The organism is Streptococcus sp. ZY19097, from assembly GCF_040731245.1.
Taxonomy (GTDB): domain Bacteria; phylum Bacillota; class Bacilli; order Lactobacillales; family Streptococcaceae; genus Streptococcus; species Streptococcus orisratti.
The window spans coordinates 1,980,147-2,006,464 of the sequence record NZ_CP160400.1 but is presented as its reverse complement, the minus strand read 5'-3'; the positions used below and the strand labels follow the sequence as shown (position 1 = coordinate 2,006,464).

Sequence of the window (26,318 nt, the reverse complement as noted above, 5' to 3'; positions counted from 1 at the left end):
CTATGAGAAAAATTTTACCAGCAGACACCTTGACACCTATTCTGGCTTATATGCGTGTGCAAGGTGAGCACAAGATCATCTTGGAGTCTATTCCACGTGAGAAAGAAAATGCCCGTTTTTCCATCGTGGCTTACAATCCTGTCTTTGAAATTATCTTTAAAGAAGGAGTTCTTTATGAAAATGGCAAAGCTGTGGAGCAAGATCCCTTGGATTATTTGAATCAAATAACGATAAAGGGCATTAGCTCAGAACTCCCCTTTGCTGGTGGTGCCATTGGTTTTGTCGGCTATGACATGATCAGTCTTTATGAAAATATCGGAGATATTCCAGTAGATACTATTGGAACACCAGATATGCACTTCTTTGTTTATGAATCTTACTTGATTTTCGATCATAAGAAGGAAAAAATTTACGTCATAGAGGATAACATCTACTCTGGTCGTGATAATGATACGGTGCGCCAAGCTCTTGGTCAAGTTATCACAGACTTACAGACGCAGGCTTCCAATGAATTTACACCGCAGGAACTTCATGCTTTGCAATTTTCCAATCATATCGAAAAAGAGGCCTTCACTGAAATGGTAGTCAAAGCAAAAAAGCTGATTCGTGAAGGTGATATGTTCCAATGTGTCATCAGCCAGCGCTTTTCAGCTGATTTTGAAGGTGATCCTTTAGATTATTATCGCAATTTACGCATCACTAATCCCTCCAATTACCTTTATTTTTATGATTTTGGGGATTATCAGGTCATTGGTGCCAGTCCGGAGAGTCTTGTTTCGGTAAAAAATCGAGTAGTAACCACCAATCCAATTGCAGGCACGAGACCTCGTGGTGACAGCGAGGAAGAAGATGTAGCTCTGGCTAAGGATTTGGTTTCAGACATCAAGGAAACGGCGGAGCATCGCATGTTAGTTGACTTGGGACGTAATGATTTAGGAAAAGTTGCTAGAAATGGCACTGTCAAGGTAAGTAAGTACATGGAAGTTGAATATTTTCGATATGTAATGCACCTGACCAGTGTGGTCAAAGGAGAACTCTTGTCGGCCTTATCGGCTGTTGATGCGCTTAAGTCAACTCTGCCAGCGGGTACTGTATCAGGTGCTCCTAAAATCCGTGCCATGCGTCGCATTTATGAATTAGAGCAGGAAAAGCGCGGCATCTATGCGGGTGCCATTGGTTACTTATCTGCGACTGGGGATATGGATTTTGCCATTGCTATTCGCACTATGATTTTGAAAAATCAAAAAGCCTATGTGCAGGCAGGTGCTGGCATTGTTTATGATAGCTTACCTGAAAATGAATTTTACGAAACCATCAACAAAGCCAAAGCTATGACGAGAATAGGAGATACACGATGATTTTACTGATTGATAATTATGATTCTTTCACTTACAATTTGGCACAATATTTAGGAACATTTACAGAGGTCAAGGTTTTGCGAAATGATGCTGATGCTCTGTATGAGGAGGCCGAAAGAGCAGACGGTTTAGTATTTTCACCAGGCCCAGGCTGGCCAGCAGACGCAGGCAAGATGGAAAGCATGATCAAGGACTTTGCTGGCCGTAAACCCATCTTGGGAGTTTGTTTGGGACACCAAGCTATTGCTGAAAGTTTTGGTGGAAAACTAGGGCTCGCTAAAAATGTCATGCATGGCAAACAGAGTTTTATCTCTCTTGAAACACCATCTCCTCTCTTTGAAGGGATTGACAAGGAAGTTCCCATTATGCGTTACCATTCCATTGTTGTGGAAAAAATACCAGCAGACTTTGAGGTTACTGCTATTACCACAGACGATCAAGAAATCATGGCTATTCAGCATAAACATTTCCCCATCTATGGCTTGCAGTACCATCCAGAAAGTATCGGTAGTCCAGATGGATTGAAAATGATTGAGAATTTTGTAAATTTAGTCAAACATAATGCTTAGACTCAATGAAAATCAAAATCAGACTAGGTGACGTAGGTGAAGACAGAACTAGAGTTCATCAAATCAGGTCAACACCGTTCGAGGTTGATTTTCGAAGAGAATTCATAAAAATCTGAGTTTAAGTAAGAACCTGTATCTACAGTTCAGCATTTCTATCTAAGGCTAGTTTTTGAGCCACTCATCGTTAGTTTTTTTTCAATATACAGTCAGTATTCTCTCAAAAAACTGCCTTGATTAGCGAAAAGTGATCTCTTATCTATAAGCACTTCGTTTGTGAATACAGGTTCTAATAACGCGAAACAGAGGAAACATTTTTTACATCATGAAAGGAAGACGTCAATGAAAGAAATTTTTACACAAATCTCAAATCGACAAGACTTATCAGAAGAACAAGTGGAAGCTCTTTTTGATAAAATCTTGAAAAATGAAGTATCAGAAAGTCAAATTGCTGCTTTTCTTATAGGACTTAAGACTAAAGGGGAGACTGCTGCTGAAATTACTGGTATTGTTCGAGCTCTTAAAAAGCACGCTACCCTTTTACCTGATTCTTTTGAGGATGCTATGTGCAATTGTGGGACGGGAGGGGATCAATCCTTTAGTTTTAATATTTCAACAACAGCTTGTTTTATCTTAGCGGCAGGTGGGATTCGCATGGCAAAGGCAGGCAATCGTTCTGTTTCTTCAAAATCAGGTTCAGCAGACGTCTTAGAGGCGCTGGGTATCAATGTTTCCGCTGCCCCGAAAACCCTATCAAGAGCACTTGATGAAGTTGGTCTCGCCTTTATCTTCGCCCAAACCATGCACCCAGCCATGCGCTATATTGGTCCGGCAAGAAAAGCTCTAGGGATTCCAACAGTCATGAATATTGTCGGTCCTTTGGCCAATCCTTTGGATTTGGAGTCGCAACTGATGGGGCTTTACCGCAAAGACTTGCAAGAAATGGCTGCTCAAACCATGAAAAAATTAGGACGTAAACGAGCTATTATCATCACTGGACCAGACAACATGGACGAAGCTGCGCTTTATGGTACCAATACCTATACACTATTAGAAGATGGTCAAATTAGTCAGCATAACTTTACCTATGAGGACTTAGACATGCCAAAGGTAGAGTTAGCAGATATTGTTGGAGGTGATGCCAGGGAAAATGCGGATATTTTACTTAGCGTTCTCCAAAATCAAGCTAGCCCTTACCTTGAAACAACGGTTCTAAATGCTGGACTAGGATTTTTTGCCAACGGTAAGACTAACACCATCAAAGAAGGTGTGGCACTAGCTCGCAAGCTACTAGCAGATGGGTCAGCTCTAGCTAAACTCAGACACTTGCAGGAGGTACAGATATGAGCAAAAGTTTTCTCCCCACAATCTTAGAACAGAAAGAAAAAGAAGTGGCTGGCTTGCCGATGGAGGAGTTGAAGTCACTTCGTCAGACTTATAAATTTTATGATTTCCTAAAAACTCACCCCAATAAACTGCAACTAATTGCTGAGGTAAAAAAAGCTAGTCCGAGTTTGGGGGACATCAATTTGGATATAGATATCGTCACTCAGGCCAAAACCTATGAGGCAAATGGTGCTGCGATGATTTCTGTTTTGACAGATGAATTGTTCTTTAAAGGTGATATTGATTATCTACGACAAATCTCCTCACAAGTGTCAATTCCGACCTTAGCCAAGGATTTTATTATTGATGAAAAGCAGATTGTTCGTAGTCGAAATGCTGGAGCAACGGTAATTTTGCTGATTGTGGCGGCCTTATCAGAAAAGCATCTCAAGGAGCTTTATGACTTTGCAACAGGACTTGGTTTAGAAGTTTTGGTTGAGACTCACAACCTGCCCGAGCTAGAGGTCGCTCATCGTATTGGTGCGAATATTATCGGTGTTAATAACCGTAATCTTGTGACATTTGAGACAGATATCAATACTAGCTTGGAACTTTCCACATATTTTAAAGGCAAGCCTGCCTACATTTCTGAATCAGCCCTATTTACAGCTGAGGATGCGGCTTTGGTGGCGCCTTACTTTAATGGTATTTTAGTCGGGACAGCCCTAATGACGGCTGATAATGTTGCTGAGAAAATAAAGGAGTTGCAGATTGACAAGGGTTAAAATTTGTGGTCTGTCAACGCTAGAAGCGGTAGAGATGGCAGTTAATAGCAGAGCAGACTACATTGGTTTTGTTTTTGCTCCAAGCAGGCGACAGGTGAGTTTGGCGCGAGCTAATGAACTTGCGAAAGTAGTTCCTGAGGCTACAAAAATCGTTGGAGTATTTGTATCACCTAGCCTTTCGGAATTAGAAGAGGCAATTGCTAAAGTTCCATTGGATATAGTACAAATTCATGGAGACTTTCCTGAAAAAGACTTGTCTAAAATCTCTGTTCCTGTCATTCGAGCCATCCAAATCAGAGATGATGAACCCCAGCTTGACAGCGCAGCGGATTTCCTGCTCTTTGATGCTCCAACAGCTGGCTCTGGTCAGGCTTTTGACTGGCACTTATTGGCGGAGAAGGAGATTAGAAAACCCTTCTTTATCGCAGGCGGTTTGACAGCAGAAAATGTGACAGAAGCGCAAGCTCTTTTTCAGCCCTATGCGGTGGATGTTTCGTCAGGGGTGGAAACCAACGGTATCAAGGACTTAGACAAGATTAGACAATTTATAGAAAGAGTGAAAAAATGACCTATCAAGAACCAAACCAACATGGATTTTATGGACAATTTGGTGGACAGTTTGTCCCAGAAACGCTGATGACAGCAGTGATTGAGTTGGATAAAGCCTATCGTGAGGCTAAGGCAGATCCAACTTTCCAAGCGGAATTGGATGAGCTGCTCAAATATTATGTCGGACGCGAAACCCCACTGTACCATGCAAAGCAGCTGAGCAAGTATATCGGTGGTGCCCAAATTTACCTCAAACGTGAAGATTTGAACCACACTGGTGCTCATAAAATTAATAACGCCCTTGGTCAAGTGTTACTGGCCAAGCGCATGGGTAAGAAGAAAATCATTGCTGAAACAGGTGCGGGTCAACACGGTGTAGCAACAGCCACCGCAGCCGCTCTCTTTGACATGGAGTGTACCATTTATATGGGTGAAGAAGACGTTAAACGTCAGGCGCTCAACGTCTTTCGCATGGAGCTTTTAGGTGCTAAGGTACATAGTGTGACAGATGGTTCACGCGTACTCAAGGACGCGGTCAATGCAGCCTTGCGTGCTTGGGTGGCGGGTATTGATGACACCCACTATATCATGGGATCTGCTCTTGGCCCAGCACCTTTTCCAGAAATTGTCCGAGATTTTCAATCGGTCATCGGTAAAGAATCTAAACGTCAATTTACGGAGATGACTGGCAAAGTCTTACCAGATGCGGTCATGGCATGTATTGGTGGCGGTTCAAATGCTATCGGTATGTTCTACCCCTTTGTCAATGATGACTCTGTTGCCATGTATGGTGCAGAAGCTTCTGGTCTGGGACTCAATACTGATAAGCATGCGGCAACTTTTGCTAAGGGGTGTCCAGGTATCCTCCATGGTGCCTTGATGGAGGTCTTACAAGATGAACATGGTCAAATTATGGAAGCTTTCTCAATTTCGGCAGGATTAGATTATCCTGGTGTAGGGCCTGAACATTGTTATTTCAATGAGATTGGTCGTGCGACTTATGATTCTATCACCGATGAAGAAGCGCTTGAAGGTTTTAAACTCCTCTCACGTTTGGAAGGCATTATCCCAGCTCTGGAGTCAAGCCATGCCATTGCCCTAGCACAAAAGGTAGCAGCGAAAATGACACCAGACCAATCTCTTATCGTTTGTTTATCTGGACGCGGTGATAAGGATGTTATGCAGGTCAAAGAGCGTTTTGAAGCGGAAGGGAAGTAAGATATGACAAAGACATTAACAAAACATTTGCAAACAATTAAGAATAGTAAGCGTGGGATTTTCGTCCCTTATATCATGGCTGGCGACCATGCTAAGGGGTTAGATGGGCTTTTTGAGATTATTACTTTGTTGGAAAATAGCGGAGCTTCCGCCATTGAAGTCGGTATTCCATGGTCAGATCCAGTTGCCGATGGTCCTGTGATAGAGTTGGCAGGACAGCGCAGTCTAGCTAAAGGTGTCAATCTGGCAGCTATAGTCCAAAAATTGCAGGAGCAAAAAACAAAAGTTCCCCTTATCATCATGACCTACATCAATCCCGTCTATCAATATGGTATTGAAACATTCATCAAAGATTTAGTGGACACTTCTGTCAAAGGCTTGATTATTCCTGACTTACCACATGAACATGAAGATATGATTAAGCCTTTCTTGGAAGGAAGCGATATTGCACTTGTGCCACTTGTTAGTCTGACAACGGGACTTGACCGTCAAAAACTCTTGATTGATGGGGCAGAAGGATTTGTCTATGCAGTTGCCATCAATGGGGTTACTGGTAAGACAGGAAATTATCGAGATGATTTAGACAAGCATTTAGCCAACTTGACTGTCCATGCTGATATCCCTGTTTTGACAGGATTTGGCGTTTCCACAGAAGAAGATATCGAGCGGTTTAATGCTGTTTCTGATGGAGTTATCGTAGGTACGAAAATTGTCCAAGGGCTTCACGATGGTAAAATTCAAGAAGTGACAGACTTTGTTGCATTTGGCTCTCAATTTGAGAAAAAATAAAAAGCTGATATTGAACTGTTCCTATGGTTAGACGTAAGATCTAACGAAAGATTCAGTTCAATTCAGCTTTTTATAGGATTAAATCGTAGATGAGTTTGAAATTGAGTAGAGTCAAAATGATAGCAATCAGATAGCCAAGGAAGCTGTTCCAACGGGCATTGACAAATTTTCCCATGATTTTAGGATTTGAAGTGAAGTAAACTAGAGGGAAGATTGAAAACGGTAAGGCAAGTGATAAGAAAACTTGTGAATAAACAATAAGTTGATCTAAAATGGTTTCCTTACTACCATAGAGCACTGCAGCAATGATGACCGGCAACAATGCTAAGAGTCGTGTGACCAGACGAATAAGCCATTGTGGTAGCTTGAAATGAAGAAATCCTTCCATAACAATTTGTCCAGTCAGTGTTCCTGTAATGGTTGAATTTTGCCCGCTGGCTAGCAAAGCCACAGCAAATAAGGTTGATAGCAGCCCACTGGCAACACTACCAGCAATGGATGAGTCGCGTAGCGCATTGTACATCTGTGAAAAAGCACTGATATCACTAGCGTGTCCGTAGAAGAGGGAGGCTCCCAAGATGAGGAGTAAGGAGTTGACGATAAAGGCCAGACTCAATTGAAGATTGGAATCCCAAGTCATAAAGCGTACGGCTTCTGTAACTGAATCAGGGTCCTTGTAATTGACTTTTCGTGTCTGTGAAATAGAGGAATGTAGGTAGAGATTGTGTGGCATAACGGTTGCTCCGATAATCCCCAAAGCCAGTGTCAGTCGGCTGTTGGCAGCCGTCTGTCGCAAATCAAAGATAGCTGAGTTGGGAAGGTAGCCATGTAAAATCCCAGAGAGGCTAGGTTTGGAGAGGAGAACCAGATAAATGAAAATCCCTAGAATGGTTAAGATCAGGGTTGATACCACAGCTTCAATTTTACGGAAACCTAACTTCATCAACGACAGGAGTAAAAAGACATCTAAAATGGTAATGAGAATGGAGAAAAGTAGTGGCCATCCAAAGAGTAGGTGAAGAGCGATCCCAGAGCCAATGACTTCAGCTAAGTCAGTTGCCATGAGGGCTAACTCGATAACCACAAAGAGTAAATAACGTAGCCATTTAGGAAGGTGGGCAGCTGTTGTTTGAGCCAAATCTTGACGAGTAACAATACCTAATTTTCCAGCCATTTGCTGTAACTGCATGGCAATGAGGGAAGAAATGAGGATGACGGACAATAAAAGGTATTTATAACTTGCGCCACCAACGACACTGGTAATCCAATTCCCTGGATCCATATAACCAACGGCCACTAAAGCTCCGGGGCCTAAAAAAGCACTGAGGGTTTTGAAAAAACCTGCATTTTTAGGGACGTTGACACTTTGATTAACTTCGCTAAGAGATATTTTTCTTTGTTTCATATAAATACTTCTTTCTGACAAGAAGTATTATAGCAGAAAATAGATTATTTGTTAAGAATATTTAAAAATTTAGTTAGGCATAGTTAAAAACAAATAATGCTAATCACTAAATAGCCAAAAAATAAAAATGGTACAAAAGGTAGGCGTTTAGTTTGGATAAAAAAGCAGGCTAGAATAGCTGACAGGGAGGCTAACTGAACCACCCAAAGGATCTCTTGAAAGCTAAGGAATAGAGAAAGGGTTGCCAGATAGTAAAAATCTCCGCTGCCGATTTTCAAGTCAACCAGCTCTGCCATGACTCCGAATAATAAGAAGCACAGAGCTAGGCTGTTAATCCCAGTAAATGGTAGTGCCACTAAACTTGGAATGAGCCAGACGAGGAGAGGAAAGGATTGGTTTTGCCAATCATAGAGACTGAGTGTCAAGCTAAGGCAAATAATGAAAACTTGGCTGCCACTGAATTGCCCGCACCAAGCTAGATAGAAAACGATGCCCAAAATGGTCTCAAGAGCGATGTAGCGCCAAGGAATCTTCTGATTACACCACCGACAGCGCGACTTGTTGATAAGTTGTGAGAAGATGGGGATTAAATCTCTGACTTGCAGACAGTTTCCACAGGAATCGCAATGACTTTGTGGATAAAGGATAGATTTTTCGGGAAATCTATCCACAACCAAACCAATAAAAGATCCAAAACTGGTTCCAAAGAAAAAAATAAGTAAATTTGCCATACCTATTTATTCGAAAGTTCCAAGCAAAATGTTTGATTTTTAGTAAAAATAGACCTAAAATGAGGGTGTAAGAATGATAATCATTCTAAATAAGAACTCTCACTTTACGTTTGAAAGGAGACATCACATGTCAAAAACAATTGTTGAAAATAGTTTTGTTTCTCTAACTCATAATGCTTCTTCTAAAAAAGTTGCTAAAAATGAAAAGACGAAGGCTGTACTTAATCAAGCAGTGGCAGATTTGTCAAAAGCGGCTTCTATTGTCCACCAAGTTCACTGGTATATGCGTGGTACTGGGTTCTTCTACCTTCATCCCAAAATGGATGAGCTTATGGATGGACTCAATGCACACTTAGATGAAATGAGTGAACGCTTGATTACCATTGGTGGTGCACCTTATTCAACTTTGCAAGAATTTGACCAATATTCTAAATTAGAAGAAACGGTCGGCAATTTTGATAAAACAATGGATCAACACTTAGAACGCTTGGTAGAGGTCTATACCTATTTGTCAAATCTCTATCAAGTTGGTCTTGATGTCACTGATGAAGAGGGAGATGCCCCTAGCAATGACATTTTCACTGCAGCGCAGGCAGATGCTGAAAAAACTATCTGGATGCTACAAGCAGAACGTGGTCAAAAACCAGGTATTCGCTAAAAATAAGTTTTCAATCAGTATAACCTTGTTCTAGTGCTGAGTTGAGCCTTAAAAATTAAACAGTCCTCCTTTGAACCTAGCTAGTAGCGGGATCCAAAGGAGGTTTTCTAGTCTTTTAGTTTATAATCACCTCGGGCCTACTATACCAGTGAAAGTATGACTAGCTTCAACGGTCTGATTGTCATTGAGTGTAAGATTTTCCTAACATGTCAATTTTGGAACTTTCTTAGATATTATTCGTCAGTATCGGTTAGGTTGAAAAAGTGGTCTTGAAAATGCAGAAAACGATTGCATAAATGGTTGATTTTTGCTAAAATTTTTATATGAAAACATTATATGATGTGCAACAGTTGCTTAAGCAATTTGGCATTATTATTTATATTGGCAAGCGCCTTTATGACATCGAAGTCATGAAAATTGAACTGGAAAAACTTTATGACAATGGTTTGATTGACAAGGATGATTATATTACAGCTGAATTGATTTTGCGACGAGAACACAGATTGGAAATGGAAAAGGAAAAATAAGATGGCTAAAAAATTGATTGGTATCGACCTTGGCGGAACAACTGTAAAATTTGGGATTTTATCCCTTGACGGTCAAGTCCAGGAAAAATGGGCAATTGAGACTAATATTCTCGAAGACGGCAAGCACATCGTGCCAGATATTGTTGCTTCGCTTAAACATCGCTTGGAACTTTATGGTTTAACCAAGGATGATTTTGTAGGTATCGGAATGGGTTCACCGGGTGCGGTTGACCGCGATAAAAAGACAGTCACAGGGGCCTTCAACCTCAACTGGGCACACACAGAGGAAGTTGGCTCAGTTATTGAAGAAGAGCTTGGGATTCCGTTTGCTATTGATAATGATGCTAACGTTGCGGCTCTTGGTGAGCGTTGGGTTGGCGCAGGTGCCAACAATCCTGACGTGGTCTTTGTGACTCTTGGCACTGGTGTTGGCGGTGGTGTAATTGCAGACGGTAATCTTATCCATGGAGTTGCTGGTGCAGGCGGTGAAATTGGGCATATCAATGTAGAGCCTGAGAACGGTTTTGCTTGTACTTGTGGTAATGAAGGTTGTTTAGAGACAGTTGCTTCGGCGACAGGTGTTGTTCGCGTTGCTCGTCATCTAGCTGAAGCCTATGAAGGAACTTCTAGCATAAAGCTAGCTATTGATAATGGTGAAGCTGTGACAAGTAAGGACATCTTTGAAGCTGCGGCAAGTGGTGATAAATTTGCAGATTCAGTTGTGGAAAAAGTTGCCTTTTATCTTGGCTTAGCGACTGCAAACATTTCAAACATCCTAAATCCAGACTCTGTCGTTATTGGTGGTGGTGTTTCTGCAGCAGGAGAATTTTTGCGTGGCCGCATTGAAAAACATTTTGTTAAATATGCCTTTCCACAGGTGCGTCAATCGACAAAAATTAAAATTGCAGAATTAGGAAATGATGCTGGAATTATTGGAGCAGCTAGTCTTGCCAGTCAGTTTGTAGATTAGGAGTAGTTATGGGAAATATCAGTTTGGTGACGATTATTCTTCTCCTTACACTTGTTGCTTTTCTAGGTTGGACCGCATGGCGATATTATCAAGTTAGGAAAGCTGCTAAATTTATTGACAATGCTGCCTTTGCTGAATTGATTCACGGTGGTCAGCTCATTGACATTCGTGAACAAAGCGCTTACCGAATGAAGCATATCTTGGGAGCGCGAAATCTTCCAGCGAGTCAATTTAATCAGAGCATGTCTGCTCTTCGTAAGGACAAACCAGTCCTTCTTTATGATAGCAGTAGGAGTACATCGCTTCCACGTGTGGTGTTGTCACTTAAAAAGGCGGGATACAAAACAATCTATGTTCTTAAAGATGGTTTTGACTATTGGAACGGTAAAGTTAAATAAAGAGCAAGCGTACTTTAAAATCTAAGAACCTGTATTCACAAGTGAAGCGCTTTTATTTAAGAGATATTTTTTCGCTAACCAATGTTTTTTGAAGAATACTGACTGTATTTAAAAAAACTAACGATGAGTAGCTGAAAAACTAGCCTTAGATGAAAGTGTTGAGCTGTGAATACAGGTTCTAATATGTTTAAGACCTCACCTATTGTGGTGGGGTCTTTTCCATTTATACTCATTAAAATCAAACTCAGACCAGTGAATGCGGGTGCAGATGAATTGTTGTCATCAGATGAAGTCAACAATGTTTGAGTTTTTTTGAAGGGTATTATAAAAAGAGAGCTAGCAAATGCAGTAACCAGAGATGGGCTGGATAGAAGATGTAGAAAAACCATTTGTGAATGGGCTTGTTGCTGCCTTTTTGACCATTGTATAACAGAAGAAATGGTAAAAAGAGAAAACTTAGGGCATCGCTATTGTAGCAAAACATGTCAAACCAGTTGTCAAAACTTTTGTAATAACTAATGTTGAGATCTGGTCCCCAACCGATAAAAAGGAGAATGCTCCACAAACAAAAGATAGTGACTTGCTTTTTAGGTTTACCATAAAAAGCCCAGAAGATCAGCATGAGAAAGAGGATTGGAATACCACCTTCTAGCGTTAAGATAAGATGTTGACCTAAGGGGAAACCAACAAGCGATAAGACAATACCAATCAAAAAAATCAGAGTCCCCAGAATGATGTTAGCGGATTTTTGGTTATCCTCATCTCTAGACTTTTGCCAAAAATAGATGACACTGTAACCGACAGCCAAGGTCAGAAAAATGTTATCTCTGATGGCATGTTCCTGTCCGAGTAAGAAAATAGATAAGAAGTCACCTAGCTGCATGAGAATAGCTGCGCTCCATAGACGAAGCAGGTACCTCTTGCGATTTCTAGTGTGAAAAAAACCTTCAATCGTTAGGTAGGCGAAGAGCGGTGCCACAAAGCGCGTGATGAGATGGATCCAACTTGGTAGACCAGGAAAAGCAAAGAAAGCAGAATCCATAGCCATAAAAACTAGGGCGATATACTTGAGCTGATTTGTATTTAAAATTTTTAAAGATTTCATTGTCTTATCCTCCTAACCATAGTTTATCAAAGTGAAGGAAAACTGCCCTTACAGTTTTGTAAGGTAGTTGTAAGATTTTACAAATCGAATTGGCAATAAATAACTTTTTAAACAAGTCCGTATCAACTCTAGGTTTTCATCATTTTACTAACAGAATCTATGCTATAATAACATCATGATTAACAAGAAAATGATTTTAGAAAAAGCGGAGCAACTGGTTCGTAGCCGCTTAGAAGGTGACTCCAGCGGTCATGATTGGTGGCATATTGTTAGGGTACGAAACACCGCCCGTACGATTGCCATGGAAGAAAAGGCAGATGTCTTTCTTTGTGAAATGGCTGCGCTACTTCATGATATGGCAGATGATAAGCTAACAGACCAGCCAGAAGTAGAACTGGCTAATTTACAGCTTTGGTTAGCTAATCAAGGCTTGACGGAGGTGATGATATCTGACATTATTCAAATCATTACCACTATGTCCTTCAAAGGTGGTGGCGGTCAACCTATGGTGTCCTTGGAAGGGAAAATTGTTCAGGATGCGGATAGATTGGATGCCATCGGGGCTATAGGTATTGCTCGCTGCATGGCTTATTCTGGTAGTAAGGGGCGGCTTATCCACGATCCAGCCAAGCAACCGCGGGAGCGGCTAACTCCTGATGAGTATCGGAATGGTCAAGATACGGCTATCATGCATTTTTATGAAAAATTGCTTAAACTCAAGGACTTGATGAATACTGATTTTGGTCGGAAAATGGCAGAGCAGCGCCACCAGTATTTAGAAAATTTTTTGAGAGAATTTTATGCAGAATGGGATGGCCAGCGCTAGCCATCACCCAAAAGAAAAGGAGAAAAAATGACAATCAGACGAGCAGAAGTAAGAGATATCCCAGCACTACAAGAGCTTTTGAGACAAGTTCTCTATGTGCATCATCAGGCACGACCAGATCTTTTTGAAGCAGAAGGGAGTAAGTATACGGAAACTGAATTGGAGGAACTTATCCAAGATGACCAACGCCCAATCTTCGTCTATGAAGATTGCGAAGGACGGGTTCTGGGGCATCTGTTTACCATGATTCAAGAGAGTAAAGCACCATCTGTTGTTCACAAAACCCTTTTTATTGATGATTTGTGTGTTGACCAAGAAACGCGCGGCCAAAAAATCGGAGAACAACTTTATCGCTTTGCAATTGATTATGCCAAAAGAATTGGATGCTATGCCCTAACGCTCAATGTTTGGAATGATAACCTAGGTGCTCTTCGATTCTACCAAAACCAAGGGATGACACCACGTGAGACTTGTATGGAACAGATTTTAGGTGAAGATTAAAAATTTGACTTACAAGAAAAAAATATTTATGTTAAAATAACTCCAGTTGTATGATTTAAAAAATCAGAAGACATAAAAATAAAGAAAATGGAGAATTTTTATGCCTCGTAATTTCAAAGAATCACTCTTTTTTACCGGTCTGATGTGTGTGATGATGGTGCTTGGGATGACTACCTGGAATTTGATTGTAGCTGGACATTTCTCGTGGGGACACCTAGCGTCAAGTTATCTTCCAGGTTTTATAGTTGCACTTTTTCTTGATATTGTGCTTGCAGGACCAATTGCAAAAAAACTGGCTTTTGCAATTCTAGAACGCATTGATTATCAAGGGAAAAAGTGGGTGAGAATTATTGCTGTTTCCGGGATGATGGTTCTTTTTATGGTAAGTTGTATGTCGCTTTATGGGTTGCTGTTCAACCGTATTCCGATTTCTTATGGGATTTATGGCCGTACCTGGATAACTAATTTCGTATTTGCCTTACCCTTGAATCTTCTCGTAGTTGGTCCTATTGCCCGCTTTATACTCGTAAATTTTCAAAGAAGAGTTCTCAACTTAAGTAAATGATGGTTCTTAAATTTTAGGGCTTATTGAAGATTAAAAGTAGGTGTGAAGAGACGGTGAATGGATAATATTGCTATACTGAAATTGTAAGACTATCTCTGAAAAGTGAGCTAGAGCTTTTATAGTCAATTAGTTTATCTTTGATTACTTCGATATAAGAGAAACTCCGTTTCCTTATTTCCAACTTCAAACACTCCACTGGATTGTTTGAACTCGCTTTGCCGTACTTTACGAAAGTGACTTGCTTCGCATGTCTTACTTCCAACCTAGAACAGCCCCTAGGCTGTTCTAGCAACCTGCAGCTCGTTGCCTAGTACTAATAGACTATAAATCATTCCATTTGGTATAGACTTTAAAGAGAAAAAACAACTTGTGCCAATAATTTATCATCCTTTTATTTTTCAGAAAATGTCTGTGACAATCAGACTTTTTTTTGTTCACTTTGCTTAAAAAGGAGTATAATGACAGTATAGAAAAACGTTTTCATCTTTTTCAATGTAGGCTATATTGTCTCTGAAATATTGATTTATACTCTTCGAAAATCAAAATTATCCGTTGTCAACTTGCCTTGATGAACTCAAGTTCTATCGTCGGCTTCGTTTCCTAGGCTACTTTTGATTTTCATTGAGTATTAGAATTGAGGAAATCATATGAGTAGTCATAATTATTCTCGGACTTCTCAAAAGAGCCTTGAAACTTATGCAGCAGACGACGTTTATCAAGCCGCCTCTAGCCGAGCTTCTGGACTTACCAAAGAGGAAGTCAGCAATCGTCAGCAAATCTATGGACCAAATAGACTTAAAGAAGCATCAAAAGAACCTATCGTGCTGACCTTTGTTAAAAATTTTACGAGTTTGATGGCTATATTACTTTGGGTTGGTGGTGCTGTAGCCTTGCTATCCCACAGCATAGAATTAGGAATTGCCATTTGGTTTGTTAATATTGTTAATGGTATTTTCAGCTTTGTCCAAGAGTATCGTGCTAGCCAAGCAACAGAAGCTCTAAAAAAGATGCTGCCTTCTTATGCCCGTGTTGTCCGCGAAGGTCAGGAAGAAAAAATCCTTGCCGAAGAGTTGGTACCAGGAGATTTGGTTCTTATTGAAGAGGGGGACCGAATTTCGGCAGATGGGCGTGTGGTTTTTGCGACAGACTTGCAAGTCAATCAGTCTGCCTTAACTGGGGAATCAAACCCCGTTTATAAGACTAATCAGGCTGATGAAGTTCTTGATAAAAGTCTTCTGGAGCGTGACAATATGGTTTTTGCAGGAACTACTGTATCTTCTGGATCTGCCAAAATGATTGTCTCAGCCATCGGTATGGAGACACAATTTGGACAAATTGCCCACCTGACGCAAACTATGGTTGATGATAAAAGCCCTCTGCAAAAGGAATTGGATCATTTGACCAAGCAAATTTCAATCATCGCCATCACGGTTGGAGTTGTTTTCTTTTTTGCAGCAAGTTTTTTTGTCCATCAGCCTCTTGCTCAAGCTTTTATTTTCGCCTTAGGCATGATTGTTGCCTTTATCCCAGAAGGGTTACTTCCTACCGTTACCCTTTCATTGGCAATGGCGGTGCAACGCATGGCAAAGGATAATGCTCTGGTCAAAAAACTGTCTTCGGTTGAAACTTTGGGAGCCACTTCTGTCATATGCTCGGATAAGACAGGAACTTTAACTCAAAACGAGATGACTGTCAACCACCTTTGGCAAGTCTCAGACCAGTACGATGTTACTGGTCTCGGTTATGCCACAGAAGGTGACATCCGCAAGGTAGATGGTAAAAAAGCTTCGCTTGTGGACGACAAATCTCTCGAATACTTGGTTCGCTTTGCCCATCTTTGCAGCAATGCTCAAGTTTTGCCACCTGACCAAGACCATGCTACTTACACCGTTTTAGGCGATCCAACTGAGGCTTGTCTAAATGTTTTGGCAGAAAAAGCTGGAATTACCCTTCATAATAACCATACTTGGGCTCCTCGCCTCAAAGAACTGCCCTTTGACTCTGTCCGAAAACGCATGACTACTGTGCATGAATTGAGTGAGACTATTGATGGCAGCCAGCATCTTTCTATCACCAAAGGAGCCCCCAAGGAAATAGTAGAACTTTGCCACTTTTATAGGGATGGATCTGGCCTTCACACAATGACTGATAGTGTCCGTCAGCAAATCTTATCAGCCAATGACAATTTTGCGCAAGATGGGTTACGTGTCTTGGCTATTGCTTATCGTCCACTGGAAAGGGAAGCTCTGACAGATGAGACTTCTTGGACACAAGAGTATCTGGAAATGGATATGGTCTTTCTTGGTTTAGTTGCCATGAGTGATCCGCCTCGAGAAGGTGTTCGCGAAGCTATCGAAAAATGTCACCTAGCTAGTATTCGTATTATCATGGTGACAGGAGACTATGGTTTGACAGCGCTCAGCATTGCCAAGAAAATTGGTATTGTCCGTGGAGATGACGCACGTGTGGTGACAGGACTTGAACTGGAAACTTTATCTGACAGTCAGCTCAAAGAGGCACTCAAAGGTGAAATTGTCTTTGCCCGCGTAGCTCCTGAACAAAAATATCGTGTCGTGACAGCTCTGCAAGAACTGGGAGAAGTAGTTGCAGTAACTGGTGACGGTGTCAATGACGCTCCTGCTCTCAAAAAAGCAGATATAGGTATTGCGATGGGAATCACTGGGACAGACGTAGCCAAAGAATCGGCTGACATGATTTTGACCGATGATCACTTTGCTTCTATCGTCCATGCGGTGGAAGAAGGGAGAGCCGTTTATCACAACATCAAAAAATTTCTGACCTATATTTTTAATTCCAATACTCCGGAAGCTGTGCCATCCGCCTTTTTCCTCCTTTCAAAGGGCTTTGTTCCCCTTCCTCTGACCGTTATGCAGATTTTGGCAGTTGACCTAGGGACGGACATGATTCCTGCCCTCGGTTTGGGCGTAGAGCCTCCGGAACCTGATGTTATGCACCATCCGCCTCGAAAATTAACGGATAGACTTCTCAGTAAATCTCTGCTTATCAAAGCCTTCCTCTGGTATGGTTTGATTGAGTCTGCTCTTGCTATGGGAGCCTTCTTCGTCACTTATTATTTGCATAATGGAAATCTCTCTCATCTGGTTGCCTCAGGACAACTCTATCGTGAAGCTACAACTATGACTTTGGGAGCTATCATCTTTTGCCAGATTGGCATGGTTATGAACAGCCGCACTTCTGACCAATCCATTCGGCAATTGAGGCTTTTCTCAAATTCATTGATTGATATTGGTTTGGCGGTCGAACTACTCGTCTTTTTGATGCTGGTTTACTTGCCTTTCTTCCATGAACTTTTTAATACTGCTAGTCTTGGTCTGTGGCATTGGTGTTATCTGTTACTTTGTCCTTTTGTTATAGTTGGCATGGAGGAACTTAGAAAACGCCTCGCTGATCATTAGCAGAATGAGACTTTTAGAAAATGTGGATTTGACTTCCACATTTTCTTTTTAATTATTCTGAATGTCCGAAAAATATTCTTTACACCCCAATTAGTTAGGGTTGATTATCGTAAAATAATTGTTTCACCACTTTGTTACTACAGTTGAAATCTTGTATTTCAATTTTTCTTGAGATTGAACTTGTACTCACACTAGGTCAGAAAAATTCTGATTTTATTCTAACTGGGTGTTATCTTGTACATCAGTTAGTTTTTTTGGATAATAAGTAAGTTTGTTATCCAAAACAATTGTTTTCGTGATAGAATCACTGGGATTCTACTACAAGAAGAAAAATTGAGCAAGATTAAATAAAGCACACATAAAACTACTAAATCAACCGATAATGTACTGAACAATTTTTATTCTCATTCAGGGATATATTTTTGGTATGACAACTAAGAACCTGTATTCACAGTTCAGCACTTCTATCTAAGGCTAGTTTTTGAGCGACTTATTGTTAGTTTTTTTCAAAATACAGTCAGTATTCTCTCAAAAACTACCTTGATTAGCGAAAAACTATCTCTTATCTATGAGTACTTTGCTTGTGAATGTAGGTTCTAACTTTTTTATCTATTCAGGCAATCAATCTTTTGGTTGCAGTCTTCAAAAAGATCTTGATGAACTTTCTTTTTTATCAAAGAAAGTTTTCATGCGTTTGTCGTGATATTTTGTGAATATTCATTGAAAATGAGAAGCAAAAAGGGTATAATAGAGGAAACGGTTACAAAAGGAGACTTTAAAATGAAAAAAATTAGGATTTTACTTTTGCTTCCAGTCTTATTTTTGATTGTGGCTTGCTCTAAGAGTCCGAAAGAGGAGTTTATCTCTCGGATAAAGCAGAATGCTGACCAAGACAAGTCAGCTTATCAATTTAGCGTTAAGATTAAGGATATTCAGACAAGTACTTCTGATAATTCAGAAAGTATTGATATGAGTATGTTTAAAGGTGCTTCGCTGAATTTTCAAGTACAGCAAGATTTGAAAAATGAAAAAATGAGCATTTCAACTGATTTATCTAAAATAAATGCAGCATTCCCAAAATTTAATCTTTTTTACGTTAAGGATACGGCCTATCTCAATGCAGATGCCATCACTACTTTCTATGGGTTAGATAGTAAAAATTTTGAGGGTAAATACATTGATTTGGCTGAGTTTTCAAACGAATCTTTCCCTAAATTAAGTGAACTTTCTAAAGAGCAAGATTATTCTTGGATAGAAAAATTATCGGACAAAAAATTCAAAAAAGATGGCGATAAGGTAACAGCCACGCTATCATTTGATGAGTTACTGAAGGTCTACTCAGCTCAAGCTAAGAAAGATGAGGAACTGAAAACTTACATTGATTTAGCTAAAGCATCGGTTTCTGATGACTCCAAGATTACTATGACTCTAGATAAAGATGGCAGTGGGAATGCTGATATTAAGTTGGTTTATGCAAAAGCCCTTAATCTCGGAATTGACTCTATTCATTTGACAATGACTTATAAAAAATCTACCTATAAGGACATTAAAGTTCCAAATAGTAATGCTATTTTATCTCAGGAGGAACTTGGCAAGCTTGTTGAACAAAACTACAAAATGTCAGATGAACAGTTTGAAGGTATCTATAATTCTATTAAAGAAAGTACATCGCTGTACTCAAAAGAAGAACTCCAAGAACTTATTAATAGTTACAAAACTTACTTGACGGATGAGCAATTCAAGAAATTGCAATCACTGCTTGACCAAGTAGCCTAATCAGACTAGTTTTGCTCTATTGAGCAATGACATCAAGTTAAAGATTCTATACCAATATTAATTGGATAGGGTCTTTTATTTTTTACAAAGTGACACAATAAAATCGAAGAGATATCTCATGGTTTATTTTATTAATACCGTGAAGCAGTGTTGGCAAGCAGACTCTTTAGTTTTCTGGGATAATTTCTGAACAATCAAACGAAAGAGTTAGTTATAGTATCTCACAATCTCATTTTTCAAGCCTTTAGTAGTAAGAAAAAATTACTGGGATAACCCTAATGTTGCTGTGTTTGGATGTTTGTCTATCTATGACAAAGTATTAAGTGGTATTCTTAGTTAAGATAAGAGAAATCTGGAAGTTTTTAAAAGCTCTCATTGATGCCATATTTCTTGTCCTTAACCTGTATGAGATAAATTCAATTCTTTTATTGGCAACTTGTCACCATAGTAAAAGTCAGATTTTAATTTGAGGTAATTTGAACTAAGTATAAAATAGCAGAGCAACACAGTTTATGGTATAATTGGTAAGACTATGTAAAAATAATGGAGAAATGCGATGAAAATTTCTGAAGAAGAAGTCCGCCATGTGGCGAGTCTATCTAAATTAGCATTTTCAGACGAAGAAACAGTAGAATTTGCGACCACTTTGTCAAAAATTGTTGATATGGTAGAACTATTGAATGAAGTTGATACAAACGGTGTGCCTATTACCACAACCATGGCTGATCGTAAGACAGTAATGCGTAATGATGTGGCTGAAAAAGGCACAAATCGAGATGAATTGTTCAAAAATGTACCACAAGCTGAAAACTATTACATCAAAGTACCAGCTATCTTAGAAGATGGAGGAGATGCCTAATGTCATTCAATACAAAATCAATTGACGAGTTGCATGATCTCCTTGTCAAGAAAGAAATCTCAGCAACTGAGCTAACTAAGTTGACACTTGAAGACATCAAAAAACGCGAAACCGCTGTTGACTCGTTTATCACGATTTCAGAAGAAGCTGCGCTGGCACAGGCAAAAGCGATTGATGAAAAGGGCATTGACGTTGATAATGTCATGTCTGGTATTCCTTTAGCTGTCAAAGACAATATCTCAACCAAGGGTATCTTGACCACAGCAGCTTCAAAAATGCTCTATAATTATGAACCAATTTTTGATGCGACGGCCGTTGAAAAACTTTATGGAAAGGATATGATTGTTATCGGAAAGACTAACATGGATGAATTTGCCATGGGTGGGTCAACCGAAACATCATATTTTAAGAGAACCAAGAATGCTTGGGATCAAAATAAAGTTCCGGGTGGTTCATCAGGAGGTTCTGCAACAGCAGTTGCCTCTGGTCAAGTACGTCTTTCCTTGGGGTCAGATACAGGTGGTTCAATTCGCCAGCCAGCTGCTTTTAATGGCGTTGTTGGGCTGAAACCAACCTATGGGACAGTTTCACGTTTTGGGCTGATTGCCTTTGGTTCTTCATTAGATCAAATCGGTCCATTTGCCCCAACTGTTAAGGAAAATGCACAGCTTTTAAATGTTATTTCAGGATATGATGCTAAAGATTCTACATCAGCAATTAACGAAGTAGCTGATTTTACTTCTAAAATTGGTCAAGACATCAAAGGGATGAAAATCGCACTTCCGAAAGAATATCTGGGCGAAGGAATTGACCCTGAGGTGAAAGAAACCATCCTTAATGCTGCGAAACATTTTGAAAAACTAGGAGCAACAGTGGAAGAAGTTAGTCTTCCACATAGCAAGTACGGTGTGGCAGTTTACTATATTATCGCTTCATCTGAAGCTTCTTCAAACTTACAGCGTTTTGATGGTATCCGCTATGGTTACCGTACGGAAAACTTCAGCAATCTTGAAGACATCTATGTTAATACCCGTAGCGAAGGATTTGGTGATGAAGTCAAACGTCGTATCATGCTAGGAACCTTCAGCTTGTCATCGGGTTACTACGATGCTTATTTCAAAAAGGCTGGTGCTGTGCGTACTCTGATTATTCAAGACTTCGAAAATGTTTTTGCGGATTACGATTTAATCTTAGGACCAACCGCCCCTAGTGTTGCTTATGACTTGGACTCTTTAAATCATGACCCTGTTGCCATGTATCTGGCAGATATCTTGACCATCCCAGTAAATTTGGCAGGTTTGCCAGGGATTTCCATTCCTGCCGGCTTTGCTCAAGGTTTGCCTGTTGGTTTGCAGTTGATTGGTCCAAAATACAGTGAGGAGACCATTTATCAAGCTGCTGCTGCCTTCGAAGCAACAACAGACTATCACAAACGACAACCAGTGATTTTTGGAGGTGACAAATAATGAACTTTGAAACAATTATCGGACTTGAAGTTCACGTTGAGTTGAACACTAATTCCAAAATTTTCTCACCAACATCAGCCCATTTCGGTAATGATCAAAATGCTAATACTAACGTTATTGATTGGTCTTTTCCAGGTGTTCTACCAGTCATGAACAAAGGTGTTATTGATGCGGGAATCAAAGCTGCGTTGGCACTTAATATGGACATCCATCAGCACATGCACTTTGACCGAAAGAATTATTTCTATCCTGATAATCCAAAAGCCTACCAAATTTCACAATTTGATGAGCCTATTGGCTACGATGGCTGGATTGAAATTGAACTGGAAGATGGTTCAACTAAGAAAATTGGCATTGAACGCGCTCATTTGGAAGAAGATGCTGGGAAAAATACGCACGGAACCGACGGTTATTCTTACGTTGACCTCAATCGTCAAGGGGTACCTTTGATTGAAATCGTATCTGAAGCTGACATGCGCAGTCCCGAAGAAGCCTATGCTTACTTAACCGCACTTAAGGAAGTCATCCAGTACACAGGCATCTCTGATGTCAAGATGGAAGAGGGGTCTATGCGTGTTGATGCCAACATTTCCCTTCGTCCGTACGGTCAAGAAGCATTTGGTGTTAAGACAGAACTGAAAAATCTCAATTCTTTCTCAAATGTCCGCAAAGGGCTTGAATATGAAGTGACACGTCAAGAAAAGATTCTGCGTGCTGGTGGGCAAATTCGTCAAGAAACTCGCCGCTATGATGAAGCAAACAAGGCTACTATTTTGATGCGTGTCAAGGAAGGCGCTGCTGACTACCGTTACTTCCCAGAGCCAGATTTGCCATTGTTTGAAGTGTCTGATGAATGGATTGAAGAAGTTCGTACTAGTTTACCAGAATTTCCGAAAGACCGCCGTGCCCGCTATATTTCAGAACTTGGGTTGTCAGCCTATGATGCTGGTCAGTTGACATCAACAAAAGTAACGTCTGATTTCTTTGAAAAAGCAGTTGCCCTTGGAGGTGATGCTAAACAGGTTTCTAACTGGTTGCAGGGAGAAGTGGCACAGTTCTTAAATGCTGAGAGCAAGACCTTGGATCAAATCCAGCTGACACCAGAAAACTTGGTTGAAATGATTGCCATTATCGAAGACGGTACCATCTCCTCTAAAATTGCTAAAAAAGTTTTTGTTCATTTGGCCAAAAATGGTGGGGGTGCCCGTGAATTTGTCGAAAAGGCTGGTCTGGTACAAATCTCAGATCCTGATGTGCTTATTCCAATTATTCACCAAGTCTTTGCAGATAATGAAGCGGCTGTCTCTGACTTCAAGTCTGGCAAACGTAATGCTGACAAAGCCTTCACAGGATTTCTTATGAAAGCAACAAAAGGACAAGCCAATCCGCAAGTTGCCTTAAAACTTTTAGCACAAGAGTTGGCGAAGTTGAAAGAAAACGACTAAATATCCTTAGCAGTAATTTGTGTGGCATACAGTGAATTGTTTTAATGAAAGACTCTATAATTTCTAAAGTTGGAAAATTAACTTCAGAAATTGTAGAGCCTTTTTGAGTAGTTATGTCTCCTTTTGAGAGAGAGGCCTCATCCCCAGTTAATGTTAGTGATAGACGTCTCAATTTTGGCAACGAAATGATAGAGCTAGTTACTTGTGGAGAACCGTTAAACTGATTGGTACGCAAAAACTTTTTAGGATTTACTTATAGAAATGCTTTTGAAAGTAATAGGTTTGGTTGTCCATTTGCTTCTTGGATTGATATAAATTATTGCTCCAACTATTCTGGAAAAAAGAATATGAAGATTTTTTCTCCAAAGCAAATTTTGTATGATAAAATGAAAGGAGTTTACAAAAGGAGTTTAACGAAATGTCAAAAAATTTAAAAGGCAGTCTCTTGGTCATTATTGCGGGCTGTGCTTGGGGAATTTCAGGAGTTAGCGGACAATATTTAATGGCACATGGAGTCCATATCAATCTCCTTGCTAGTCTTAGGCTATTGATATCAGGGCTCATCTTACTTACTATTCTCGTAATTAAACAGCCTAACCAATTGCAAAAAGCTTTGACAAATAGATCTCTTCTTCTAGGAACATTCTTGTTTAGCCTGTTTGGGCTAGTTCTCAATCAGTTTGCCTATTTGCAAGCTATTCAGCATACTAATGCTGGAACGGCAACGGTCTTGCAGTATGTGACCCCTATCTTAATTTTGGTTTTAGTTTGTTTGAAAAATCGCACAGCGCCGACAATGGTTGAATTGCTATCTATTATCCTAGCTGTTTTGGGAACTTTTATCATAGCTACTCATGGTCAGTTAGGTAATTTAGCTATCACTCCGGTTGGTTTATTTTGGGGGCTCTTTTCAGCGGTTACTTACGTGGCTTACATCATCATTCCAGTCAAACTGATTCATGAGTGGGGAAGTATTTTAGTTATTGGTCTAGGTATGCTCATGGGAGGAATTGTTTTCCCAATTTTTACACAGGCTTGGCGGTACGATATTGCTTTAGGAATTGGAAATAATCTTTTAGCTTATGTTGGGATGATAGGCGTTGGGACCGTGTTTGCTTACACAGCCTTTCTGAAAGGCACTAGTATTGTTGGTCCAGTAAAAGGCAGTCTTTTAGCTGCAGTTGAGCCCATAGCTTCGGTACTTTTGACAGTTCTCTTGATGAAAGAAGTTTTTTACGTCATTGATATTCTAGGAATGATTTTCATTTTTGCAGCCGTACTCCTCATTTCACTCAAAGATTTGCTAGCAGTCAATAAAAATAGTCAGCTTTGAGTATAAAAAAGCAGTGAGATAAGAAAACTTATCTCCTGCTTTTTTTATTTATCAGGGGTCAGTATCATTGGGATAATGATAGGTTCTCGCTCTGTCTTTTCGTAGAGGAAAGGACGCAAAGCGTTGACTATAGCACCATTAACTGTTTGAATGCTGGCATCTTTGTTTTTCAGGGCGATTCGAATAGCGTTGAAAAGAATGCGTTGGCTTTCACGAATTAAATCTCCAGATTCACGCATATAGATGAAACCACGACTGAGGATGTCAGGTCCTGCCAAAATCATCTGTGACTCAAAGTCAACAGTTGCTACAGCTAAGACGACACCATCTTCAGATAGATCACGACGATCTCGGAGGACAGCGGCACCTATGTCACCAATACCATTGCCATCAACGTAGATATCTTGGGCATTGAAATGACCAGCGCGACGAGCGGTATCCTTAGTGAGCGCAAGAACATCACCATTTTCCATGATAAAGATATTTTCTTTAGGAACACCAGTATCAACAGCCAAACCAGCGTGGACTTTTTGCATACGGTATTCCCCATGGACAGGCATGAAGAATTTTGGTTTCATGAGGCGAAGCATCAGTTTTTGTTCTTGTTGACCACCGTGTCCAGAAGTATGGATATTATTAACCTTACCATGAATAACCTCAACACCAGCTTCTTGAATGGTGTTGATAAGTTTGTTGACACTGGTTGTATTACCTGGAATTGGACTTGATGAAAAGATAACCGTGTCACCGGGCTGTAGGGTAACTTGACGGTGAGTCCCGTTAGCAATACGAGCTAAGGCAGCCATTGACTCTCCTTGAGAGCCAGTACACATAATCAAAATTTCGCTCGCATGGTAATTTTTCAATTCATTGGCATCAATAAAGGTGCCTTTTGGAACCTTGATATAACCGAGTTCAACTCCATTAACGATGGCTTTTTCCATGGAACGTCCAAAAACAGCAATCTTACGGCCTGTCTTAACAGCAGCCTCAGCAGCCTGTTGAAGGCGGAAGATATTGGAAGCGAAAGAAGCAAAGATAATACGTCCGTGAATACCTTCGATAATCTTCATAATAGACTGACCGACAACTTTTTCGGAATTTGTAAAAGTTGGGACTTCGGCATTGGTTGAGTCTGAGAGTAAGCAAAGAACACCTTCTTCTCCCAGAGCAGCCATGCGATGAATGTCAGCTGGCTCGCCAACAGGGGTCCAGTCAAATTTGAAGTCTCCTGTGCAGACAACTTTACCTTGAGGAGTATGGATAACAATTCCCAAGGGTTCTGGAATAGAGTGAGTTGTACGGAAGAAAGTAACACTGAGGTTCTTGAAGGTCAGCTCGGTATTAGCATTGATTTCATATAGCTTAGCTTCACGTAAGAGGCCGTGTTCTTCCAGTTTGCCTTTGATTAGAGCAAGAGCAAGTGGTCCTGCATAGATGGGAACATTGGCTTGTTTCAGAAGAAATGGGATACCGCCGATATGATCTTCGTGTCCGTGAGTAATAACCAAAGCTTTCACGCGGTCAAGATTTTCAACGATGTAAGAATAGTCAGGGATAACATAGTCAATACCTAATAAATCATCTTCTGGAAATTTGATACCGGCATCAACTATGATGATTTCATCTTTGTATTCAATTCCATAGGTATTTTTTCCGATTTCACCAAGGCCACCAATCGCATAAACCCCAACTTCTTCAGGTTTAAGATTGATATTGCTCATA

General features: G+C 40.3%; 24 protein-coding genes. 20 read left to right on the top strand and 4 right to left on the bottom strand.

Annotated elements, in window-relative coordinates; all coding sequences use genetic code 11:
- Nucleotides 1–2: 2 nt before the first annotated feature.
- From trpE to trpA, 7 genes are all read left to right on the top strand, one after another.
- Complete coding sequence (gene trpE, locus ABZ559_RS09955; RefSeq protein WP_367006222.1) at nucleotides 3–1,358, top strand: anthranilate synthase component I; 1,356 nt, start codon at nucleotides 3–5, stop codon at nucleotides 1,356–1,358.
- Nucleotides 1,355–1,927 carry an aminodeoxychorismate/anthranilate synthase component II gene (locus tag ABZ559_RS09950; protein WP_018376043.1) on the top strand — a complete coding sequence of 191 codons (573 nt, stop codon included), beginning with the start codon at nucleotides 1,355–1,357 and terminating at the stop codon, nucleotides 1,925–1,927. The genes trpE and ABZ559_RS09950 overlap by 4 nt, the downstream gene beginning before the upstream one ends.
- A gap of 339 nt (nucleotides 1,928–2,266) precedes the next feature.
- Entirely contained in the window at nucleotides 2,267–3,271 is a 1,005-nt protein-coding gene (gene trpD, locus ABZ559_RS09945) for an anthranilate phosphoribosyltransferase (RefSeq protein WP_018376042.1), read from the top strand.
- Nucleotides 3,268–4,035, top strand: coding sequence for an indole-3-glycerol phosphate synthase TrpC (gene trpC / locus ABZ559_RS09940; protein WP_018376041.1), 768 nt, complete (start codon nucleotides 3,268–3,270; stop codon nucleotides 4,033–4,035). The genes trpD and trpC overlap by 4 nt, the downstream gene beginning before the upstream one ends.
- Complete coding sequence (locus tag ABZ559_RS09935; protein ID WP_018376040.1) at nucleotides 4,022–4,603, top strand: phosphoribosylanthranilate isomerase; 582 nt, start codon at nucleotides 4,022–4,024, stop codon at nucleotides 4,601–4,603. Before trpC ends, ABZ559_RS09935 begins: the two co-directional genes overlap by 14 nt.
- Nucleotides 4,600–5,802: a tryptophan synthase subunit beta gene (gene trpB, locus ABZ559_RS09930; protein ID WP_367006219.1), complete on the top strand. Its 1,203-nt coding sequence runs from the start codon at nucleotides 4,600–4,602 to the stop codon at nucleotides 5,800–5,802. Before ABZ559_RS09935 ends, trpB begins: the two co-directional genes overlap by 4 nt.
- 3 nt (nucleotides 5,803–5,805) lie before the next feature.
- Nucleotides 5,806–6,591, top strand: a complete 786-nt coding sequence (trpA, locus tag ABZ559_RS09925; RefSeq protein ID WP_367006217.1) for a tryptophan synthase subunit alpha — start codon at nucleotides 5,806–5,808, stop codon at nucleotides 6,589–6,591.
- Between the two features lie 70 nt (nucleotides 6,592–6,661).
- Here trpA and ABZ559_RS09920 read toward each other — a convergent pair whose 3' ends face one another.
- On the bottom strand, nucleotides 6,662–7,996 hold the full coding sequence (locus tag ABZ559_RS09920; RefSeq protein WP_367006215.1) for an Nramp family divalent metal transporter: 1,335 nt from the start codon (nucleotides 7,994–7,996) through the stop codon (nucleotides 6,662–6,664).
- An 83-nt stretch (nucleotides 7,997–8,079) separates the two neighbouring features.
- Nucleotides 8,080–8,727 carry a prepilin peptidase gene (locus tag ABZ559_RS09915; RefSeq protein ID WP_367006213.1) on the bottom strand — a complete coding sequence of 216 codons (648 nt, stop codon included), beginning with the start codon at nucleotides 8,725–8,727 and terminating at the stop codon, nucleotides 8,080–8,082.
- Nucleotides 8,728–8,854: 127 nt separating this feature from the next.
- On the opposite strand from ABZ559_RS09915, the gene ABZ559_RS09910 reads away from it, so the two are divergent.
- From ABZ559_RS09910 to ABZ559_RS09895, 4 genes are all read left to right on the top strand, one after another.
- Nucleotides 8,855–9,385 (top strand): Dps family protein, encoded by a 531-nt coding sequence (locus ABZ559_RS09910; protein ID WP_367006212.1) that lies wholly within the window; start codon nucleotides 8,855–8,857, stop codon nucleotides 9,383–9,385.
- 323 nt (nucleotides 9,386–9,708) lie between these two features.
- Complete coding sequence (locus ABZ559_RS09905; protein ID WP_018376939.1) at nucleotides 9,709–9,912, top strand: YqgQ family protein; 204 nt, start codon at nucleotides 9,709–9,711, stop codon at nucleotides 9,910–9,912.
- Between the two features lies 1 nt (nucleotide 9,913).
- Nucleotides 9,914–10,882: an ROK family glucokinase gene (locus tag ABZ559_RS09900; RefSeq protein ID WP_367006210.1), complete on the top strand. Its 969-nt coding sequence runs from the start codon at nucleotides 9,914–9,916 to the stop codon at nucleotides 10,880–10,882.
- A 17-nt stretch (nucleotides 10,883–10,899) separates the two neighbouring features.
- Entirely contained in the window at nucleotides 10,900–11,280 is a 381-nt protein-coding gene (locus ABZ559_RS09895; protein WP_367007653.1) for a rhodanese-like domain-containing protein, read from the top strand.
- Nucleotides 11,281–11,602: 322 nt separating this feature from the next.
- On the opposite strand, the gene ABZ559_RS09890 is transcribed toward ABZ559_RS09895, so the two are convergent.
- Nucleotides 11,603–12,385 (bottom strand): TraX family protein, encoded by a 783-nt coding sequence (locus ABZ559_RS09890; RefSeq protein ID WP_367006209.1) that lies wholly within the window; start codon nucleotides 12,383–12,385, stop codon nucleotides 11,603–11,605.
- Nucleotides 12,386–12,560: 175 nt separating this feature from the next.
- On the opposite strand from ABZ559_RS09890, the gene ABZ559_RS09885 reads away from it, so the two are divergent.
- The 9 genes from ABZ559_RS09885 to ABZ559_RS09845 all read left to right on the top strand — a co-directional run bounded on the left by ABZ559_RS09885 (nucleotide 12,561) and on the right by ABZ559_RS09845 (nucleotide 24,593).
- Nucleotides 12,561–13,211, top strand: coding sequence for an HD domain-containing protein (locus ABZ559_RS09885; RefSeq protein ID WP_367006208.1), 651 nt, complete (start codon nucleotides 12,561–12,563; stop codon nucleotides 13,209–13,211).
- Between the two features lie 27 nt (nucleotides 13,212–13,238).
- On the top strand, nucleotides 13,239–13,712 hold the full coding sequence (locus ABZ559_RS09880) for a GNAT family N-acetyltransferase (RefSeq protein WP_018376934.1): 474 nt from the start codon (nucleotides 13,239–13,241) through the stop codon (nucleotides 13,710–13,712).
- Nucleotides 13,713–13,812: 100 nt separating this feature from the next.
- Nucleotides 13,813–14,277, top strand: a complete 465-nt coding sequence (locus ABZ559_RS09875; RefSeq protein ID WP_367006206.1) for a DUF2798 domain-containing protein — start codon at nucleotides 13,813–13,815, stop codon at nucleotides 14,275–14,277.
- Between the two features lie 647 nt (nucleotides 14,278–14,924).
- Nucleotides 14,925–17,714, top strand: a complete 2,790-nt coding sequence (locus ABZ559_RS09870; protein WP_367006205.1) for a cation-transporting P-type ATPase — start codon at nucleotides 14,925–14,927, stop codon at nucleotides 17,712–17,714.
- Nucleotides 17,715–18,494: 780 nt separating this feature from the next.
- Entirely contained in the window at nucleotides 18,495–19,490 is a 996-nt protein-coding gene (locus tag ABZ559_RS09865) for a hypothetical protein (RefSeq protein WP_317335146.1), read from the top strand.
- Nucleotides 19,491–20,046: 556 nt separating this feature from the next.
- On the top strand, nucleotides 20,047–20,349 hold the full coding sequence (gene gatC, locus ABZ559_RS09860; RefSeq protein ID WP_018376931.1) for an Asp-tRNA(Asn)/Glu-tRNA(Gln) amidotransferase subunit GatC: 303 nt from the start codon (nucleotides 20,047–20,049) through the stop codon (nucleotides 20,347–20,349).
- Nucleotides 20,349–21,815, top strand: a complete 1,467-nt coding sequence (gene gatA, locus ABZ559_RS09855; protein WP_367006204.1) for an Asp-tRNA(Asn)/Glu-tRNA(Gln) amidotransferase subunit GatA — start codon at nucleotides 20,349–20,351, stop codon at nucleotides 21,813–21,815. Before gatC ends, gatA begins: the two co-directional genes overlap by 1 nt.
- Complete coding sequence (gene gatB, locus ABZ559_RS09850; protein WP_367006202.1) at nucleotides 21,815–23,260, top strand: Asp-tRNA(Asn)/Glu-tRNA(Gln) amidotransferase subunit GatB; 1,446 nt, start codon at nucleotides 21,815–21,817, stop codon at nucleotides 23,258–23,260. Before gatA ends, gatB begins: the two co-directional genes overlap by 1 nt.
- Before the next feature lie 418 nt (nucleotides 23,261–23,678).
- Entirely contained in the window at nucleotides 23,679–24,593 is a 915-nt protein-coding gene (locus tag ABZ559_RS09845) for a DMT family transporter (RefSeq protein WP_367006201.1), read from the top strand.
- A 44-nt stretch (nucleotides 24,594–24,637) separates the two neighbouring features.
- On the opposite strand, the gene ABZ559_RS09840 is transcribed toward ABZ559_RS09845, so the two are convergent.
- Nucleotides 24,638–26,317: a ribonuclease J gene (locus ABZ559_RS09840; RefSeq protein WP_367006199.1), complete on the bottom strand. Its 1,680-nt coding sequence runs from the start codon at nucleotides 26,315–26,317 to the stop codon at nucleotides 24,638–24,640.
- Nucleotide 26,318: the final 1 nt, after the last annotated feature.

What these genes read in the sequence shown, in the direction of transcription:
- ABZ559_RS09920 (WP_367006215.1), bottom strand. Translation starts at nt 7,996, where the DNA reads ATGAAACAAAGAAAAATATCTCTTAGCGAAGTTAATCAAAGTGTCAAC.
- ABZ559_RS09910 (WP_367006212.1), top strand. Translation starts at nt 8,855, where the DNA reads ATGTCAAAAACAATTGTTGAAAATAGTTTTGTTTCTCTAACTCATAAT.
- ABZ559_RS09840 (WP_367006199.1), bottom strand. Translation starts at nt 26,317, where the DNA reads ATGAGCAATATCAATCTTAAACCTGAAGAAGTTGGGGTTTATGCGATT.
- ABZ559_RS09905 (WP_018376939.1), top strand. Translation starts at nt 9,709, where the DNA reads ATGAAAACATTATATGATGTGCAACAGTTGCTTAAGCAATTTGGCATT.
- ABZ559_RS09900 (WP_367006210.1), top strand. Translation starts at nt 9,914, where the DNA reads ATGGCTAAAAAATTGATTGGTATCGACCTTGGCGGAACAACTGTAAAA.
- gatB (WP_367006202.1), top strand. Translation starts at nt 21,815, where the DNA reads ATGAACTTTGAAACAATTATCGGACTTGAAGTTCACGTTGAGTTGAAC.
- ABZ559_RS09880 (WP_018376934.1), top strand. Translation starts at nt 13,239, where the DNA reads ATGACAATCAGACGAGCAGAAGTAAGAGATATCCCAGCACTACAAGAG.
- trpE (WP_367006222.1), top strand. Translation starts at nt 3, where the DNA reads ATGAGAAAAATTTTACCAGCAGACACCTTGACACCTATTCTGGCTTAT.
- ABZ559_RS09915 (WP_367006213.1), bottom strand. Translation starts at nt 8,727, where the DNA reads ATGGCAAATTTACTTATTTTTTTCTTTGGAACCAGTTTTGGATCTTTT.
- gatC (WP_018376931.1), top strand. Translation starts at nt 20,047, where the DNA reads ATGAAAATTTCTGAAGAAGAAGTCCGCCATGTGGCGAGTCTATCTAAA.
- ABZ559_RS09950 (WP_018376043.1), top strand. Translation starts at nt 1,355, where the DNA reads ATGATTTTACTGATTGATAATTATGATTCTTTCACTTACAATTTGGCA.
- ABZ559_RS09865 (WP_317335146.1), top strand. Translation starts at nt 18,495, where the DNA reads ATGAAAAAAATTAGGATTTTACTTTTGCTTCCAGTCTTATTTTTGATT.
- ABZ559_RS09875 (WP_367006206.1), top strand. Translation starts at nt 13,813, where the DNA reads ATGCCTCGTAATTTCAAAGAATCACTCTTTTTTACCGGTCTGATGTGT.
- ABZ559_RS09885 (WP_367006208.1), top strand. Translation starts at nt 12,561, where the DNA reads ATGATTAACAAGAAAATGATTTTAGAAAAAGCGGAGCAACTGGTTCGT.
- gatA (WP_367006204.1), top strand. Translation starts at nt 20,349, where the DNA reads ATGTCATTCAATACAAAATCAATTGACGAGTTGCATGATCTCCTTGTC.
- ABZ559_RS09890 (WP_367006209.1), bottom strand. Translation starts at nt 12,385, where the DNA reads ATGAAATCTTTAAAAATTTTAAATACAAATCAGCTCAAGTATATCGCC.
- ABZ559_RS09870 (WP_367006205.1), top strand. Translation starts at nt 14,925, where the DNA reads ATGAGTAGTCATAATTATTCTCGGACTTCTCAAAAGAGCCTTGAAACT.
- trpC (WP_018376041.1), top strand. Translation starts at nt 3,268, where the DNA reads ATGAGCAAAAGTTTTCTCCCCACAATCTTAGAACAGAAAGAAAAAGAA.
- ABZ559_RS09845 (WP_367006201.1), top strand. Translation starts at nt 23,679, where the DNA reads ATGTCAAAAAATTTAAAAGGCAGTCTCTTGGTCATTATTGCGGGCTGT.
- trpD (WP_018376042.1), top strand. Translation starts at nt 2,267, where the DNA reads ATGAAAGAAATTTTTACACAAATCTCAAATCGACAAGACTTATCAGAA.
- trpA (WP_367006217.1), top strand. Translation starts at nt 5,806, where the DNA reads ATGACAAAGACATTAACAAAACATTTGCAAACAATTAAGAATAGTAAG.
- trpB (WP_367006219.1), top strand. Translation starts at nt 4,600, where the DNA reads ATGACCTATCAAGAACCAAACCAACATGGATTTTATGGACAATTTGGT.